The sequence below is a fragment of the Fimbriimonadia bacterium genome (assembly GCA_039961735.1).
GTDB lineage: Bacteria > Armatimonadota > Fimbriimonadia > Fimbriimonadales > JABRVX01 > JABRVX01.
The window spans coordinates 154,692-170,530 of record JABRVX010000010.1 but is presented as its reverse complement, the minus strand read 5'-3'; the positions used below and the strand labels follow the sequence as shown (position 1 = coordinate 170,530).

At 61.0% G+C, this 15,839-nt stretch carries 12 protein-coding genes and 1 riboswitch; of the genes, 7 read left to right on the top strand and 5 right to left on the bottom strand.

What is annotated here, in order from left to right; translation table 11 throughout:
- Positions 1–469: 469 nt before the first annotated feature.
- From HRF45_05055 to HRF45_05040, 4 genes are read left to right on the top strand one after another with little or no spacing between them, the layout of a single operon-like run.
- The gene (locus tag HRF45_05055; protein ID MEP0765897.1) at positions 470–1,276 is read left to right on the top strand and encodes an ABC transporter ATP-binding protein; all 807 of its coding nucleotides are present in this window, start codon (positions 470–472) and stop codon (positions 1,274–1,276) included.
- A complete protein-coding gene (locus HRF45_05050) occupies positions 1,255–1,845 on the top strand; it encodes a GNAT family N-acetyltransferase (protein MEP0765896.1) in 591 nt (196 codons plus the stop codon). The genes HRF45_05055 and HRF45_05050 overlap by 22 nt, the downstream gene beginning before the upstream one ends.
- 37 nt (positions 1,846–1,882) lie before the next feature.
- A complete protein-coding gene (locus HRF45_05045) occupies positions 1,883–3,052 on the top strand; it encodes a GNAT family N-acetyltransferase (protein ID MEP0765895.1) in 1,170 nt (389 codons plus the stop codon).
- An 18-nt stretch (positions 3,053–3,070) separates the two neighbouring features.
- A complete protein-coding gene (locus HRF45_05040) occupies positions 3,071–3,904 on the top strand; it encodes an ABC transporter permease (protein MEP0765894.1) in 834 nt (277 codons plus the stop codon).
- A 194-nt stretch (positions 3,905–4,098) separates the two neighbouring features.
- Here the strand turns inward: HRF45_05040 and HRF45_05035 are convergent, their stop codons facing one another.
- From HRF45_05035 to HRF45_05020, 4 genes are read right to left on the bottom strand one after another with little or no spacing between them, the layout of a single operon-like run.
- On the bottom strand, positions 4,099–5,682 hold the full coding sequence (locus HRF45_05035) for an amidohydrolase (protein MEP0765893.1): 1,584 nt from the start codon (positions 5,680–5,682) through the stop codon (positions 4,099–4,101).
- Between the two features lie 53 nt (positions 5,683–5,735).
- Positions 5,736–6,494 (bottom strand): prepilin-type N-terminal cleavage/methylation domain-containing protein, encoded by a 759-nt coding sequence (locus tag HRF45_05030; protein MEP0765892.1) that lies wholly within the window; start codon positions 6,492–6,494, stop codon positions 5,736–5,738.
- Positions 6,491–7,159, bottom strand: coding sequence for an ECF transporter S component (locus HRF45_05025; protein ID MEP0765891.1), 669 nt, complete (start codon positions 7,157–7,159; stop codon positions 6,491–6,493). Before HRF45_05025 ends, HRF45_05030 begins: the two co-directional genes overlap by 4 nt.
- An 11-nt stretch (positions 7,160–7,170) precedes the next feature.
- Positions 7,171–7,872: a prepilin-type N-terminal cleavage/methylation domain-containing protein gene (locus tag HRF45_05020; GenBank protein ID MEP0765890.1), complete on the bottom strand. Its 702-nt coding sequence runs from the start codon at positions 7,870–7,872 to the stop codon at positions 7,171–7,173.
- Positions 7,873–7,936: 64 nt separating this feature from the next.
- Positions 7,937–8,076, bottom strand: a riboswitch (TPP riboswitch).
- A gap of 70 nt (positions 8,077–8,146) precedes the next feature.
- On the opposite strand from HRF45_05020, the gene HRF45_05015 reads away from it, so the two are divergent.
- The 3 genes from HRF45_05015 to HRF45_05005 all read left to right on the top strand — a co-directional run bounded on the left by HRF45_05015 (position 8,147) and on the right by HRF45_05005 (position 12,073).
- Complete coding sequence (locus HRF45_05015; GenBank protein MEP0765889.1) at positions 8,147–10,078, top strand: hypothetical protein; 1,932 nt, start codon at positions 8,147–8,149, stop codon at positions 10,076–10,078.
- A gap of 128 nt (positions 10,079–10,206) precedes the next feature.
- Complete coding sequence (locus HRF45_05010) at positions 10,207–11,571, top strand: thiolase domain-containing protein (protein MEP0765888.1); 1,365 nt, start codon at positions 10,207–10,209, stop codon at positions 11,569–11,571.
- A 1-nt stretch (position 11,572) separates the two neighbouring features.
- On the top strand, positions 11,573–12,073 hold the full coding sequence (locus HRF45_05005) for an OB-fold domain-containing protein (protein ID MEP0765887.1): 501 nt from the start codon (positions 11,573–11,575) through the stop codon (positions 12,071–12,073).
- Between the two features lie 341 nt (positions 12,074–12,414).
- On the opposite strand, the gene HRF45_05000 is transcribed toward HRF45_05005, so the two are convergent.
- Positions 12,415–15,516, bottom strand: coding sequence for a hypothetical protein (locus tag HRF45_05000; GenBank protein MEP0765886.1), 3,102 nt, complete (start codon positions 15,514–15,516; stop codon positions 12,415–12,417).
- Positions 15,517–15,839 lie beyond the last annotated feature (323 nt).

The following is a 15,839-nucleotide window of genomic DNA, read 5'->3' as shown; positions in this document are numbered from 1 at the left end:
GCGTGGGAATGCCTGCCTACCCACAGTTAGGCCGGGTGGGCGTGCCAGCCCACTTTCCTGGGCCTTTTCGGGACTTTGTGGTGCCCGCCTATTGACACATCGTTAAAAACCGACCATAGTGTATGCGGCTCGGGAGATGACCGGCCCAATCTCACCAGGAGGAGCAGATCGAGTGACCAACCGCATCCGTCTGTATCTGCAGTCCCTCGCGCTGGCTAACAGCGCAGGGCTCCTGGGCGTCAATGCGTCTGCTGGGAGGAGAATGTTGTAGGGCTTACAGCCACCAGGACGCAGCGACGCCACGGGAGCCGGAAACCCGTGGCGTTTTCCTTTGTGTGTTCCGCGGCAGACGGCCAAGAGCCGTGAGGAGAGAGAAGTGGACGTGCTAACCAAACCGACTAACGACGACCAGGCAACATCGCCCCCGGAGCCGGTGGCGATCCGCGTAGACCACGTCACCAAGACCTTCATGGAAGGGGAGGGCGACGAGGAGCGGCTCGTAGACTGGCGGCGATTCCTGCCCAACGTGGGGCAGAAGCGCAAGATCAAGAAGGCCGTGGACGACGTGTCGTTCGAGGTGCGCCCGGGCGGCATCTTCGGGGTACTGGGGCCGAACGGGTCGGGGAAATCCACGTTGATCCGGATGCTCGCGACGCTGCTGCTGCCTGACGCGGGCCGGCTCGAAGTGTTCGGAGTCGACGTCGTGCGGCGGCCTCTCGAGGTGCGCCGAATGATCAATCGCGTGTCGGTGGAAGCGAGCTTCTTCAAATCGCTCTCCACCGCCGAGAACCTGTTGCACGGAGCACGGCTGTACGGGCTGGACATCATCGAGTCGAAGAACCGTGCGCTGGACGCGCTAAAGCGGCTCGGCTTCGAGATGGACCGGCTGGACAAGCCGGTGATGCACCTTTCGCGCGGCCAGCAGCAGAAGGTGGCCATCGCGAGGGCATTCATCACTCGTCCGCAAGTTCTGCTCCTAGACGAGCCCACGACGGGCCTAGACCCGCGGTCGAAGAAAGAGGTCCAGACGTTTCTGACCGAGATGCGGGCGGAGCACAGCACCACGGTGCTGCTGACCACCCACGACATGAAGGAAGCAGAAGACCTGTGCGAGCAGATTGCCATCATGAGCCGAGGCAAAGTGGTCGCGATTGACACCGCCGAGGGCTTGAAGGCCCGCGTGCGCACCGACGGCACGGCCACGATGGAAGACGTGTTCATGGACCTGACCGGAAAGAAGTTCGAGGAGGAAGAATGGAACATCAAGGAGACGTGATCGAGGGAGACCTCGTGAACCTCCGTCGTACCGAGGAGCGGGACCTGCCGTTTCTCGAGAGCCTGTGGAACGATGGGCGCACGATGGCGTCCGTGGGGTACCCCTTCGGCCTCGGCATTACGACGGAGGAAATAAGGCGATGGTGGGTCCGTAACGAGGTGCGAAACGAGAACGCACGCTACGGGTTCACCGAAGACCTCGGACACCGAATCGTAGAAACGAAGCGCGGCCTGCGCGTCGGGGAGTCAGGCTTCAGCCATCCGCCCAGTGGTGGAGTCGCTACTCTAGAACTGAAGATCCATGCCGACCACTGGGGCTCGGGCTACGGCGGCGATGCGCTGCGCGCGCTGATCCGCCACACGTTCGACAACACCAATCTGGACCTCGTGGTTGTCGAGCCCGCGCTGGACAACCACCGAGCCAGGAGCCTTTACGCGCAGCTCGGGTTCGAACCGAGCCCACGCCTCGTGCTGCCAGGGCGAGAGAACCGCGGGTTGTTCATGGCGCTTAGCCGCGCCAGGTATCGCGAAACTCAGGGGACGCGCCCGATGCTCTCGGGAGCGGGGTAACCAGTATCCCGCTCCCGAGTCGTACAGGAGGACTTGCGTGATCATTCAACCCATTCGCGAAGAACACGTCGAAGCGGTGCAACTGCTTTGGGATTTCTGTTTCAACCGTGGTGAGCGGGGGCCTCGGTTAGCATTCGACCAGCTATCGCACGACCGTGTGCAGACCTTCGTGCTGGAGGGTGATGGGCGCTTAGATAGCACCTACCTCTCCATCCACTTCGACATGGTGTACGACGCTCACCGGCTTCCCATGAGTGGCATCGCGGGTGTCGCAGTGGCACCCGCCGCGCGAGGGCGCGGCCACGCCCATAGGATGATGCACCACGCTGTGTCGCACGCAAGGGAGCGCGGCATGCTTGTCAGTATGTTGTGGGCATTCAGCCTCGACTTCTATCGCGAGCTCGGATGGGAGCTGGTGGGTCGCATCCTTCGCTTCGAGCTACCTATCAGGGAAATACGACTCGACGCAGAGGCGAGACGGGTTCGACAGGTCGAGCCGAAGGCGACTGACACGATCATGTGGTTGCAAAGGACGTACGCTTCTCGCTATCGGGGTGCCTGTGAGCGTGCGCCGAGAAGGTGGGAGCACTTGCTACGAGAGAGGAACCGACCCATCAACATGTTCGTCTACGATGGAGAGAGCGGTCCAGAGGGTTACATGTACTATTGCCTACCACCGGTGGGCGAAGGCAAGATGACTCTGACGGAAATGGTTGCGCTAACATCGGAGGCCCACCGGGGCTTGTTAGGTTCGATTCGCCGCTTGGACATGCAGATCGAGCGCGTCGAGTGGCACGGACCTGCCGATGACTGGGTGTTAGTCGAGCCGTACGATTCCTGCTTGGAAGTTTCAATCTTGCGACAACCGATGCTACGGGTGGTGAATGCCGGGGCGTTGTTGGGGTTGCAGTGCCGAGAGGGCGTGTCGGCGGACTACACCCTGCGGGTCGAGGAGCCGGAGTGGGCCGAAGGTCCGAGAGGGTATCGGGTCCACATCCGCGACGGGGTGTCAGAGGTGGTACCTTGCGCGCCCGAAGATTGTGCGGTCGGCATGACGCAGCGCACCTTTGCGCAGTGTTTCATGGGTGATCCCGACGCGATGCTGTTGCGGCGTGCGGGACATATCGAGGTGCGTGACGAAGCGGCCTTCGAGGCCTTCTGCAAACACTTCCCCGCTGCGATCACCTACGCTACGGAGTCGTTCTGAGGAAGGAAGAGTATACTGATGGCATCGCCTGCGATACTTTCGACGCGTGCGGCACTAAGCTTCACCGAGCGACAGTTCATGCTGATAAAGCGGTACTGGGGCTGGGAGGCGATGTTCCTGGTGTACACGCTGTGCAGCACGCTGGCCATAGGATATCTAGCCGCGGGGCTGACAGCACAGGGCACGGTGCAGGGTGCGGAGGCGCAGCAACGTATCACGATCTACCTCCTTGTCGGCACACTGCTATGGGGATACCTTTCCACGCTGTTCTGGGAGCTGAGCGCGATCATGGGCTGGGAGCGCTGGGAAGGGACCATCGAGTACACCTTCATGGCACCCGTGCCACGCTTTGCACACCTATTCGGCATGTGCATTTATGCGATCCTATACGCACTCGCTCGTACGGGAGCCACGCTGCTGATTGTTGTGCTCATGTTCACGTTGGCGTTCCAGCATGCGAATTGGATCGGCGCGCTGAGCGTCTTGCTGGTAGGCACCGTGTCGTTCGTCGGCATCGGTATTCTGGTTGCGATCCTGCCGCTGCTGGCACCCGAGAAGGGCCAGATGATAGCGGGCGCCATCGAGGGCATCATGTTATTGATATCGGGGGTGTACTACCCAATCGAGGTGCTGCCTACGTGGATGCAGTGGGCCGCACGCCTCTCTCCTGCCACCTATACGCTGCACGGCATTCGGGCCTCGCTGGTAGAGGGCGCGGGCTTCTCGGCCCTTGCGAACGACCTGCTGGTTCTCGGCGTGATGGGCGTGGTAGCGGTGCCGCTCGGCATGTGGCTGTTCGGCGTCGCCGAGACCTACTGCAAACGCACGGGGCGATTGAAGCGCAGCGGGTAGGTGGATCCGAACTGCCCCGACGGGCGTCTAGGTTAGCAGTCTGCTCTCGGGAGAGGCAGGGCACTCGCGAGATGCCGGCGCATCGCGACCGTCACGAGTCTCAGTGGCGGCATACCGCTCCAGAGTCCATGCTTCGACGGGCTCGGCATGACGGGATGACGTGCCTGCTCAGCAGGTAGTGGGGTCGCCGAGGGTTACGCTGAAAGCAGCTCTCCCCCAAACATGACACCGACAGGTTTCGGACGCACGCCATTTCGGAGGTCTTCTATCGGGTCCGATTGGTATAACACGAAGTCCGCCACCATCCCTGGAGCGATTCGACCCATGACATGCTCCTGGAAACCGAGATGCGCAGAGCCTCTGGTGTAGCATCGGAGCGCTTCTGCAGGTGATAGGGCCTCCGCAGGGTCCAGTTGCGTGCCCCGCATCGAGCGCCTGTGCACCGCAGCAAGCATTCCATCGGCAGGATCGCCCGGCACGATGGTCAGGTCCGAGCTGAAGCCGACGGGCACACCCGCATCCAGCAGCGATCGCATCGGCTCGATTCGCATCGCTCTCTCACCTAAGGCCTGCACATAGTCGTCGGCAAAGCGCAGCAGGAACTCCGGCTGCATCGTCGCACACACTCCGGAGGCGACATACCGACGTATTAGCTCCGGAGTTAGTAGCATGGAATGCTCGATGCGATGTCTGTGATCCGCACGGGGTCGACAGGTTAGTGCCTTCTCGATAGCGATCATGCATGCGGCGATAGCCCGGTCACCGATGGCATGTACTACTACTTGCCTACCTGCTAGGTGGATATCCCAGACTGCCTTTTCTAGCTCCTCCGGAGGATGGATCAACATGCCGTTGCCACCCGAAAGATACTCGCCGGTGATGGCGGCGGTGCGCGTTCCTATGGCACCATCCGCAAACAGCTTGACGCCACCGATCGCGAGTGTTGGGTGGCTACGGAGCGGATTCCACTCATCGCGGCTAGGCACCGCACCGTCTATAGCAAGGAAATCGTACAGCGGTGTCAGACGAACCCGCAAAGACATGCCACGCTCGGCTGCCGTGCGGTAGGCCCACAGCTCCTCTTCCACGCCGAAGCGAAATGAAGTAGCATCCGTCGCCGCGGTGATACCCATGCCGTTGAGGTGCCGCGCTGCTAGCACCAAGTTGTTCGCTAGATCCTCTTTACCCATCTTGGGCTGCACTCGCCGCACCAGGCCGACAGCATCCTCGAACAACAGTCCGTTCGGCCTGCCCTGCTCGTCTCGCCCGATCTTTCCCCCGGGCGGGTCCTCGGCGTCCGTATCGATCTTCCCTGCACGGAGAGCCAGGCTGTTGGCTATCATTCCGTGCCTGCTGGCATGCCAGATGTATGAGGGTCTGTCAGGCACGGCGGCATCCATCTCGGCCAGGGTGGGATAGCGATTCTCGACGACCGCCGAGGCCAGGTACCCGTGCCCCGTCACCCATCGGCCGCTCGGCAGTGTGTGGGCGTGCTCGCGCATGGCCTCCAGCACGGATGCGACCGTCGGGCAGCGCGAGGCACTCACGTCCACGAAACTGAAACTTTCCGCCAACATCGAGACGTGACAGTGACAGTCGTTGAATGCGGGACACACGAACGCCCCACTAAGGTCCTGGAGCATGACGTCGGATCGTGGCAGCCCCCCACCGACTGCAAAAATTCGTCCCGCGTCAACTGCTATCTCGCCTTGGCGGAAGCCGGAACCGTCAAAGTATTTCAGGTTATGGAACAGCGTTTGGCGCTGGCTGACCGTCATGGAGCGATTGTAGCGCGAGGCGACCGCATTCGTGGTCGCCTCGCGCTGGAAGTTCAGTCGCAGGCCCAGTACCAGCTTCCCTCCTCGGGGTGCGGAGCGCCGCTCTCGTGCCCCGCGGCGTCTACGAACGTAGCGTCGAAAGCTGCCGGGGTCGTGACGAACTTGGCATGCCCATCGGCGAAGATCAGCGTTCCTCCCGTAGCATGCCACTCGCGGAAGTAGTCCCAAGGCGGATCGCAATCATAGCCGTACTTCGCGCAACCCGGATCGTGCTTGCGCGAGAAGAAGGACATCATCTCGTCGCGCATGATGCGAGTATTTGCGGGATACTGAAAGCTCGAGTCGCGCGAGACGTAGGTGTAGTCGCGCAATCGGTTGTTCGAGCTACTGTACCCGGCGATGGTAGTGTACACGCATTTGGTGTAGCGGAAACTGGTGCCATAGGCGTCGAGGTAGCTCCTCGTGCCCGGCACGTCCAGCTCCTGGTAGGGCCCTCCCTTGTCTTCGGCACACCCGAACACCCGCTTATCTTTCACGTATGGATAGAGCTGCACCTCCACTCCCTTGTGGTCGGGGTGCCCCGCGGGCGGCTGGCTGTTATAAGCGAAGAAGATGGGCCAGGTACCACTGTACGTATCCACGTACATTCGGACCGCCATGCCCACCTGGCGCGCGTTGGACACGCACTGGCTGACCCGCGCCTGCCGCCGGGCATTGCTGAAAACGGGAAAGAGGATCGCCGCCAGAATCGCGATGATCGCGATCACGACCAGAAGCTCGATAAGGGTAAAGCCTCGACACCTAGTCGTCATACGCGCACCTGCCCTTGCTGTGATCTTGTCGTCTCCACCGCTGCCTTCGTTGGAGGAACTCTTCCTTTCACCCGTTGCCCGATCCAGCAGCTGAGTGCTGCTGCAGCGCACATGGCGATTATGGACGTGAGGAGAGTGGCCCACATCTGACCTGTACCGGCGAAAGCGTAGTAGTGTGTCACGTAGATGCCGGTAAACCACTCCATGACGGCCGCACCGACTCCCCCCCACAGAAATGGCGGATAGTCCCACGCATCGTATCGAAACATGGCCAACGCGATCTCACCGCCGAGACCCTGTAACACTCCTACGAAGAAGACCACGTTGAACACGTCCATGGTTTTGCCGCCCATCTCGATCTGCGTGTACACCTCTCCGCTCACGTTGATAGGATATTGTGATCCGACAAGGTGAATCGTGCCGACCTCGACGAGCGCGGAGAGCGCTTCTCCTATCAGGCATGCACCGGGCTTCCTTATGAGCGCCGCGGCGAGAAACCCACCCATCATCCACATTCCATTGATGAGGCTCGTCGGAGCGAGGGTCCAACCCGCCTTCAGCAAGGCATCATACAGGTGGTCCCAAGCGATATACACGAAGCCGAACGGCACGCACACCGCCAGAAGGATCCACACATCGCGAGACGTCCAGCGATACGTTCTCATAAGCCCTCCTATTAGTAGCACTCGAGCCAGTGTTCCGATGTCACCCAACCACCGGGAGATACTAGGAACGAGGCGAACTCCCCGGAATTCGTGACGAACTTGGCGTGCCCATCGGCGAAGATGCAGGTGCCACCTAGGCGGTGCCACACTGCGAAGTACTCCGGTGGGAAGTTGTAAGGCGGTTTGTCGAACCACGGAAACTCCACGTCACGCATAATACGTGTCCTCGCAGGCTCCACGAACGCAGAGTCCTTGACGATACGGGTGAAGTCGAACACGTATTGATTGATGAAGGACTCTCCTTCGATGATGGTGAAACTGCAACTAGTAAACTGATAGCTGGAGCCGTATGCTTCCATGTAGTTCCTTGCGGACGGAACCTCTTGTCGCATGATGGGTGTGCCTTGGTCCATGGGACAGAGGAACACATACTTGCTCTTCACATACGGATAGATGAGTATCTCGACCCCCTTGTGGCCTGGCTGCCAGCCGGGCGGATCGGGGTCGTAGGCATAGAAGATCGGCCACACACCCGCATTGTCGTCCGCATACATGCGGACTGCGATGCCAATCTGCCGAGCGTTGGAGACGCACTGCGAGTCTTTGGATTTCTCCCTCGCGCGAGAGAACACAGGGAAGAGGATCGCCGCCAGAATCGCGATGATCGCGATCACGACCAGAAGCTCGATTAGCGTAAACGCTCTTATACGCACTATTCGCCCCCTAACGTGTGGTTCAGGGACGGACAGGGCGGTGTAGGGAAAAGACTCGGTGCTCGAGAAGTAGCATCTGCTTTCCTCCGCCGGTATTATCCGTCTCAGGTTCGAAGGGTTTGCCGCCGAGCGGCATCTCAGCCTCCACTCCCCAGGGCCACCACGCGGATGGTCGGGAAGCTTCGGGCTCCCCTAGCAGAACACCATCATTGTACCCGCCGCTATTAGGCCGTCAAGAGCAGGACCGCCCAAGGAACGGCCCGAAATAGCAGGCGTGCACGACCTAGACCTAAATCTTATCCCCTACACCAACATCGGCGCCAACTGGATCGGGCGCCATTCGCGCTTCGGCGTGTTTTGGCCTTTCCGCGATCTCTCCGGCCTGCAGTCGGTCGGCGCGATCATCGGCAATCGGCTGCACGTCCTGGGATCCGGTGTGCTGCGCTGGCACGTGTCTCACGATGGCAACGAGCAGACAGCGGGATTCCCACAGCGCTCTTATTACCCGTGGGCTGTCGTGGAAGAGTGCGATTTCGGACCGGTAAGGGTCCGTGCGACCATGGCATTCGTCGCCGAAGACGCACTGCTCTGTCGGCTGGAGCTTCGAGGATCAGGATTGGTGCGGATCGAGTTCGAGAGCCCTTGGGACCCGGGGCGTCCGATTCCCCACCTCCCCCGACACCCGTGGCCTCCACACGTGTACACGCCCGCAACCGAACCGGTCGCCGAGCCGTTGATCGAGCAGGCCGAGGGAGTGACGAAGTGCGCTTTCGACTATGAGGTCTACTTCTTCTACGGCCCGCCAGACTACCCTGGATACAAGGGTATGAAGAAGGGAGACCGTACGCAGAGCTATTGGTTGGTGCAGACCGAGGCTTGGGAAGGGCACCTGTCGCCGGATCAGCCCGTAGTACTGGACCACTGCGTTGCCTTCGGGTTCCGCGAGGAAGAGGCTGCCGCCAAACTGGAGGAGGCCAGACTGCTGGCTACGACATGGATGGTCGAAGCGGAGCGGGAGCGCACCCAGGCACTGTATCGCGCCGTACCGGAGTTGCCTGCCTCCCTCGGCGACGACCCCGCGATGGAACGGCTACGCAGACACGCCATCGCCGGACTGCTGGGAAGTGTAACCCGCGGCCGCGGGGGCTTCTGGGGTGATAGACGAATCACTCTGGCCGCCCGGTACCAGATCGTCGGGCAGTGGTACTGGGACACCGCCGTGGCGATGCTCGGGCTGCGCGAGTTTGCTCCCGAGATTGCGCGTGAGTCGTGCATGGCGCTGCTGGACAACCAGACCGACTACGGCGCTGGTCCGCTCACGCTGACGGACACGACGCGGCACGGCGAAGGGCAAAGTCCGCTTCTCGCGTGGGCCTCGTGGATGCTCCACCGAGCTGCACCAGACCGTGGCTTCCTCGAAAGCGTCTACCCAAAGCTTCGGCGCAACGTAGAGTACTGGTTCGGGCCCCGGCTGTCGAAAAACGGTCTGCCGATGTGGTCGAACGCGGCGCAGTCGGCTGACAACGACGCGCGGTTCGCGCCTTGCGGAACGACCGACCTGACCGGGAACGTGGATGTTCATTCGGTGGAGTCGGTGGACCTCAGTGCCTTCCTGGTCGCCAAAATGCGGTTCCTCGGCAACATCGCCCAGGCCCTGCACCGTCCGGAGGAAGCGGCGGAGTGGCGGCGGAGGGCGGACGAGCATGCTGCGCGCATGGTGGACCGCTTCTACTTCGTGGACGAAGCCGTTTTCTGGGACACACACGAGGATACGGGTGAGCCGTTCACGCGCGCCCTCACCCCATTCGCATTTCTGCCGCTGTGGGCCGGGACGCCGCTGCCCGAGCACGAGAAGCGGCGCATCATCGAGTTGCACATGCTCAACCCGCGGGAGTTTTTCGGCGACTACCCGTTTCCCAGTTTGGCCTACAGCCATCCCGAATACAACCCCCACAGCTACTGGCGGGGCCGCATCTGGCCGCACGTCGTGTACTGGATGATCGAGGTGCTGTGGGAGCACGGGTACCGAGACGAGGCCGAGCGGACGGCGCGCCGGATGTTGGAAATCTTCCGCACGACGCCCTACCTCCACGAGTGCTACCCGAGCGACGGGTACGACCCGCACATGGGCCTGCCGGAGTACAACTGGTCCTGCGCCATCTGCCTGGAGCTGCTATTGGAGCGGTACAAGGAAGGGCGCTTCTAGCAAGCGTCGAGAGGAGCAGGGCTGCGAGTTCGCAAGTAGAATAGTGTTTCTTGTGCTCCCTCGCGTCTGCCGCGGCGAGGGCGCTTTGGCGGGTGATGCGGCCCGACCCAAGAAGAAAGGAATCGACGATGATCCGTTTCGGCAAGGAGAACTTGAGAATTCCGAGATTCGAAAGGCCGGTGTACATCGTTGCAGGCGGCCTCACGGACTTTCGGAAGCGCTACTCTGAGAAGAGCACAGAAGAGCTGATCGTGGAGGCCACCAAGATGGCCTTCGAAGAGAACGACCTGAAGGTGTCGCCGCAGGAACTGCGCGACATGGTGAACTTCGTGGTCTACTCGCAGTTCGCCGACCACTTCGGCGACCAGCTCCTGGCTGCCGCACGCGCGCATGATGCGTTAGGCTTCGACCCACTCGGCAACATCGAGGTGAAAACGGGCGGCGCAACCGGGGGAAGCAGCGTACTTGCCGCGGCGATGGCAATATCCTCAGGTTATGCTAGCTGCGTGCCGGTCGTTGGCTGGGAACGCATGGACGAAGTGCCGACCAAGGTCGGCAACTCCTACATCGCCTCGGCCGCGTGCAAGAACTTCGAGTCCGAGCTGAGTTGGATGTATGCCACCTATTACGCACTGATGGCGCAGAGGTACCTGTATGCCCACCACGTACCCCGCGAGACCCTGGCCAAGATCGCGCAGAAGAACCACGGATATGCCATGTTCTCGCCCTTCTCACAGAACCCGATGGACCTAACCATCGAGGAAATCCTGGAGAACGACATTGTATCCGACCCGTTGTCGTTCCTAGAGTGCTGCGTGATGAGCACCGGCGCTGCCACACTGGTACTCGCGGACGAGGAGACGGCGTTCAAGATCACGGACAAACCGGTACGGTTGAAGGCCATTGCAGGAGGCACACACACGCTGCGCACGGCCGACAGGCGTGACATGCCCGTGCTACTCCTGCCGAACGAGACGCCCGAAATGTACGCAGACCGCAAGGAGGACTGGCCCGGCTTCACGAGCTTCTTGGCGTCACGCATGGCTGCTTACCTCGCCTACCATATGGCGGGAATCACCAACCCGGTAGAGGAGTTCGACATTCTGGAAACTCACGATGCCTTCACGATCAGTGACATTCAGACGTACGAGGACATCGGACTGCGCCCCTATGGCCGTGGTCGAGAGTTTATCGAGAGCGGCGAAGCGTACTATGAAGGAAAACTACCTACCAACTTGAGTGGTGGCCTAATCGGAACGATGCACGCCGTAGGCGCTACCGGCATCTTCCAGATGGTAGAAATCTTCTGGCAGATGCGAGGCGAGTGGGCGAAGTTCCACGAGCGCGATGAGATGTGGTCGCGCTACGGCAAGAAGAAACCCGAGAAATGGCGCAACTTGCAGCTCGATCCGCTGCCGAAGCTCGGTTGCGCGATCAGCCATGCCGGAACTGGCAGCCATGTGACCTGCGCGATACTGGAGAGGGTGGCCTAACATGCCGAGTGTAAAGCTGTTGAAGAAGGGATTGGAAGTTCTCACCGAAGACCCGCTGGTGGTCCGCAATCCACGCGGCCACGATCACATCCATACATACGGCGGGCTCGCGCCGTTCTATAAGGGCCTGCGCGAGGGCAAGCTGATGGCTACACGCTGCCCGTCCGCGCAGTGTGGCGAGAATCGACTGTGGCTGCCACCGCGCCCCTACTGCCCGGACTGCTGGACGCGAATGGAGTGGCAAGAGGTGCCTCCACGCGGTGTGCTGTACACGCACTCTACAGTGCTCTATCCCGGCTACTACTTCCGTCTCTCCACCCCGTGCCCGCTCATATCGGTGGAAATCGAGGGCGTGTGCACGAAGCTGATGTCCTACCTGAAGGAGGGGGAGCCGGAGATCGGGATGCCCATCCGCGCGGTGTTCAACACGAAGAACCCGACGAACACCATCCTCGACCTCGCCTGGGTCCCTGCGGACTTCCAGGGCGTGGTGGAGTGGTAGTAACGCGTTGCGCTTTCGAAATCGTTCGATATCCCTCACCACTCGCAGTGGTGAGGGAGTGCCTTTGCCTGTCCTGACGGTTCGCCGATGCGTACTCCTAGCTAGCCGCTCTGCACCCGCATCGGCCAATCGTTGGGGCGTACCTCACAAGGTATGGAGGTCACGATCGCGCTCCGGACGACACCGACCCTCGGCACCGGCCTGCACCTACCAACGCGTGGCACCACCAGCGATGGCTCATGGAATGAAGGGCCCTCTCCATCCGAAGGCGGATGAAAACATGTTAGCATAGCAGCTTGTTGCAGGCGGTTCGACCGCACAACAGCAGCAACCGAGGCATACTACCATTCCAGTGACACCGACAGGAACGTCCCAGACTGGACGCTGACAGGTTGCTCCAGCGTCACTAATGCCAGGTCGGTTGGAGTGCGGCCGAGAATCGCTTTGAGCACCTTGCCACTATGTCGTACCACGCAGGACTTCGGAGTAGTGGGGGTCCGCAGCTCGATGCGCGTAACGCGCACGCTGCCGTACTTCACGCGCAGTAGGTTGGTCTGCCGGCGGCCTTCGCGGGTCTGGTCGAGAGTTCCCCACCCCTGCGCTCCCGCGAAGAACGACCTGTGACGCTCGGGCGAAACGTTCGGCACGAACCGGACCAGTCCTCTCGGCCCGTCATAGAACAGCCCTTGGGCTCCTGTCAGCACGCTCCAACTGCTCATCGCTCTTGCGTAGTGGTCCCCGCACTCGATCTCGTTCCATGGGCTGCGCTCGATAGGTGGCCGTCGTCGGCCGTCGTACCGTTCGTCAATCGCCTTCACTATGCGGTAGGCATCCTCGATCCTGCCACGTCTCAGCAGCATCCCGGCAATCTGGTACTCCAAGCCAGTCCACACTTCGTCGCTGTACAGAGTAGCGCGAGGGGGACGACCACCGTTCGGCCAGGTGCAGCAGAGCAGACCCCTATCACCCGCTCCCGCGAAGTACCTCTGCTGTGGTACCTCCGCGAAGTCATCGCGCCAGTTGTACTTGAGGATAGACGATAGCGTTGTACTAACCCTCGCAGGTGGCAGCAAGCTACCCAACGATAGGATGTCCGACCACCACTGACCGAGTAGCTGATCCGTATGGCAGCCGGGGCCATAGGGCAAGTCCACGTCGGGATTCCGCTGGGGCCAATCCTCCAACATCCACGCAGGCATCTCGTTCTTTTTCTCGTGTATATGCACGTAGAACTCCCCGTTCCATAGCGACTCGTCCAAGCGCTTCGAGCCGCTGAGGTAGAGTCCGCGATACAACTCAGCTGCCTGCCTGTCTCCGGTCAGCAGTGCCATCTCCTCGCCCGAGCGCAGTGCCGCCAGATAGAGCGTGCCGATGAAAGTGTTAGGACCGTACATGGCCGCGTCATAGGTGTTCCACTGCTCGTTAACCAGAACACCATCCTTGTTCGGGTCCCAATCGCGTATCACGAACTCCAGCGCCTGCTTGATCCGGGGCCACCAAGTGCGAAGCCATCTGTCGTCCTTCGAGTACAGGTGTTCGCGGTATGCTTTCAGGATGGTGCCGAGCTGTCCGTCCACGAACGGCCCGTGCGCTCTAGGTGCGTTGAGAGGTAAGGCCGTGCGGTGTCTGACGGCACCGCTCTCCATCATCTGCACGCCCAGGTCCGTCTCCCGCATGATACGCTCCAACTGTGGGAACAACGCCGCGATCGTTTGCTCATAGTTGAACACGTGCGTGCAGTTCATCGGGCAGCATCCGGCGCCCTCGAACGCCGCGAAGGTACCATCCTCCAACCATAGGATACTCTGTGATGTCAGCGTGCTCGCCTGGGACGACACCCGCCGCACCAGCCAGTAGGGAAGTGTGGAGTCGTAGAAGGTGTCGCGGAACATCGTCGTCTCATAGCGCAGACGGCGGAAGTTGGAAGCGACGTACTGTGCAGCGGCCTGCGAGTCTCGGAACCACTTGGAGTACATGTGCCCCAGCCTGTACCGAGCCAGATTTCGATCGTAGGTGGCATAGTGGTTCGGAAAGCTCCACGAGACGATAAAAGGCACCTCACGAGTCTCTCCGGGCAGCAGCCTGAACCGTGACACCACAGCACCATTGTAGGTAGTGCCGGCGGCACTCGGCTCAGACTTCGGCTTAGCGGCCACGGCCCTGCCCGATGAGAACAGAGACCAGAGTCCATTCGGATCCGTCCATGCGGCGCGCGCATCTGCCGAGCCGTCCAACACGCTGAGGGTCATCGAACCGAACTGCGCTGCCTGCTCCGATAGCGTCGGGAGTGTCATGTGCACTTTGGTAAGTCCCCTTGCGCGCACCACCTCGTTGACATTCCCACCATACCCTGCGAATCGGACACCATCTATTGCACCGACTCCATCATAGTTCACCGCGTTCTGCATGGTGGCCATCAGTGCAACGTCAGTCTGCGTCCTGCCCGGATTGTGCACGCGAAACACATACACGATGGACGGCAAGCCGGAGTCCTTCGGATTAGCAGGAACGAAGGGCGAAAAGGCCTGAAGTTCGACCCGCACGGGCAGCCTCGCTTCAGAGTAGCGCAACTCGGCAATAGGGAACTCACCGAAGTACTCGATGCCGTCAACCCCTGGAAGGCCATACTCCGGTTCCTTCGCGAGCACTACGGCTCGGCTGGGAGTCCATATAGCAAACATCTGCCCGGGCACCACGCACCGCGCGTTCACCTTGTTGAATATCTGCCACTTTCGCAGCTTGCCATCTCCGCACAGCACTATGTTCCCGGCCCCTATGCCACCCATAGGCATGGAGAGGTCCGCTAGGTGCTCGCCGCGGTAGGGCTGGCGGTTCGACGGCTTCATCAAGGATTCGTACCAGGCCTTGCGGTCGGCCTCCGCTTTGCGAATCGCCTGCTCTCTCGCACGTATCTCGGCGGGCGTCATCTCGCCGAGATCGTCCACATTGATGTGGCCCCAGCCGCCTGTAGCGGTATCAACCACGAGGAAGTACACGTCATCACCGATGTAGTCGGAGACGTCCCAGTACTTACGTATCATGCCCTCGGCGTTCCGTCCCGTCTCACGGAATAACGCTTTGCCATCGCTCGCCCGCACTAACACCACATAGGTGCGATCGGGGTCGTTGCCACCACCGACTAATAGCGTGATCCACGGCGACCGAATACGGAACGTGGGTGATTGGAGGCTGCCGGTCGCGGCATCGCCCTTACTCTCGTAGGTGCCGATGAAGTACTTGCCCCGCTTGTTGAAGTTACCGCCGTGGCGGTCGTTGTCCGTGGACGCCGGTTGCGTTCCGAGGTCGCCCACGACTGCCGTCCAGCCCTGCAACGTCCCGTCCTCGAAGTCGAAACGGGTGAGTTGTTGTGGGGGCCTCGTCGCAGCGAGGTAGGACAGTGACAACACGATTGCTACCAACCCGACCGCCAGTCGAATCTTCATCACGCTTTCCTCCTTGCTTTTGGGGCGCGATGGCGGCAGTGCTCCGCCACCCTACACGCACTCCTGTGCGCCATCGCACCACCATCGCCCTGGACGCCAACCGTCATGCCGAGTTTGCCGAAACATGCTACCGCTTGCCGCGAACGTAGCAGTCTCCCATGGTAGCGAGCAGCTTCTGGCTTCATGCTCGCATAGTCCGTCGTGCCGGTTCTGGGTAATCCAGAGGCGGTCGGGGCGGACAAGGAACGATGCATGCCTTCTGCCGGTCCGGATAACACCGGATCGCGACGGACTGCCGAAGCCTTCCCGCTTTGCCCTCGAGC

Bases quoted from the DNA above. Each gene is read 5' to 3' on its own strand.
- HRF45_05055 (MEP0765897.1), top strand. From the start codon at position 470: ATGGAAGGGGAGGGCGACGAGGAGCGGCTCGTAGACTGGCGGCGATTC.
- HRF45_05050 (MEP0765896.1), top strand. From the start codon at position 1,255: ATGGAACATCAAGGAGACGTGATCGAGGGAGACCTCGTGAACCTCCGT.
- HRF45_05040 (MEP0765894.1), top strand. From the start codon at position 3,071: ATGGCATCGCCTGCGATACTTTCGACGCGTGCGGCACTAAGCTTCACC.
- HRF45_05035 (MEP0765893.1), bottom strand. From the start codon at position 5,682: ATGACGGTCAGCCAGCGCCAAACGCTGTTCCATAACCTGAAATACTTT.
- HRF45_05030 (MEP0765892.1), bottom strand. From the start codon at position 6,494: ATGACGACTAGGTGTCGAGGCTTTACCCTTATCGAGCTTCTGGTCGTG.
- HRF45_05025 (MEP0765891.1), bottom strand. From the start codon at position 7,159: ATGAGAACGTATCGCTGGACGTCTCGCGATGTGTGGATCCTTCTGGCG.
- HRF45_05010 (MEP0765888.1), top strand. From the start codon at position 10,207: ATGATCCGTTTCGGCAAGGAGAACTTGAGAATTCCGAGATTCGAAAGG.
- HRF45_05005 (MEP0765887.1), top strand. From the start codon at position 11,573: ATGCCGAGTGTAAAGCTGTTGAAGAAGGGATTGGAAGTTCTCACCGAA.
- HRF45_05000 (MEP0765886.1), bottom strand. From the start codon at position 15,516: ATGAAGATTCGACTGGCGGTCGGGTTGGTAGCAATCGTGTTGTCACTG.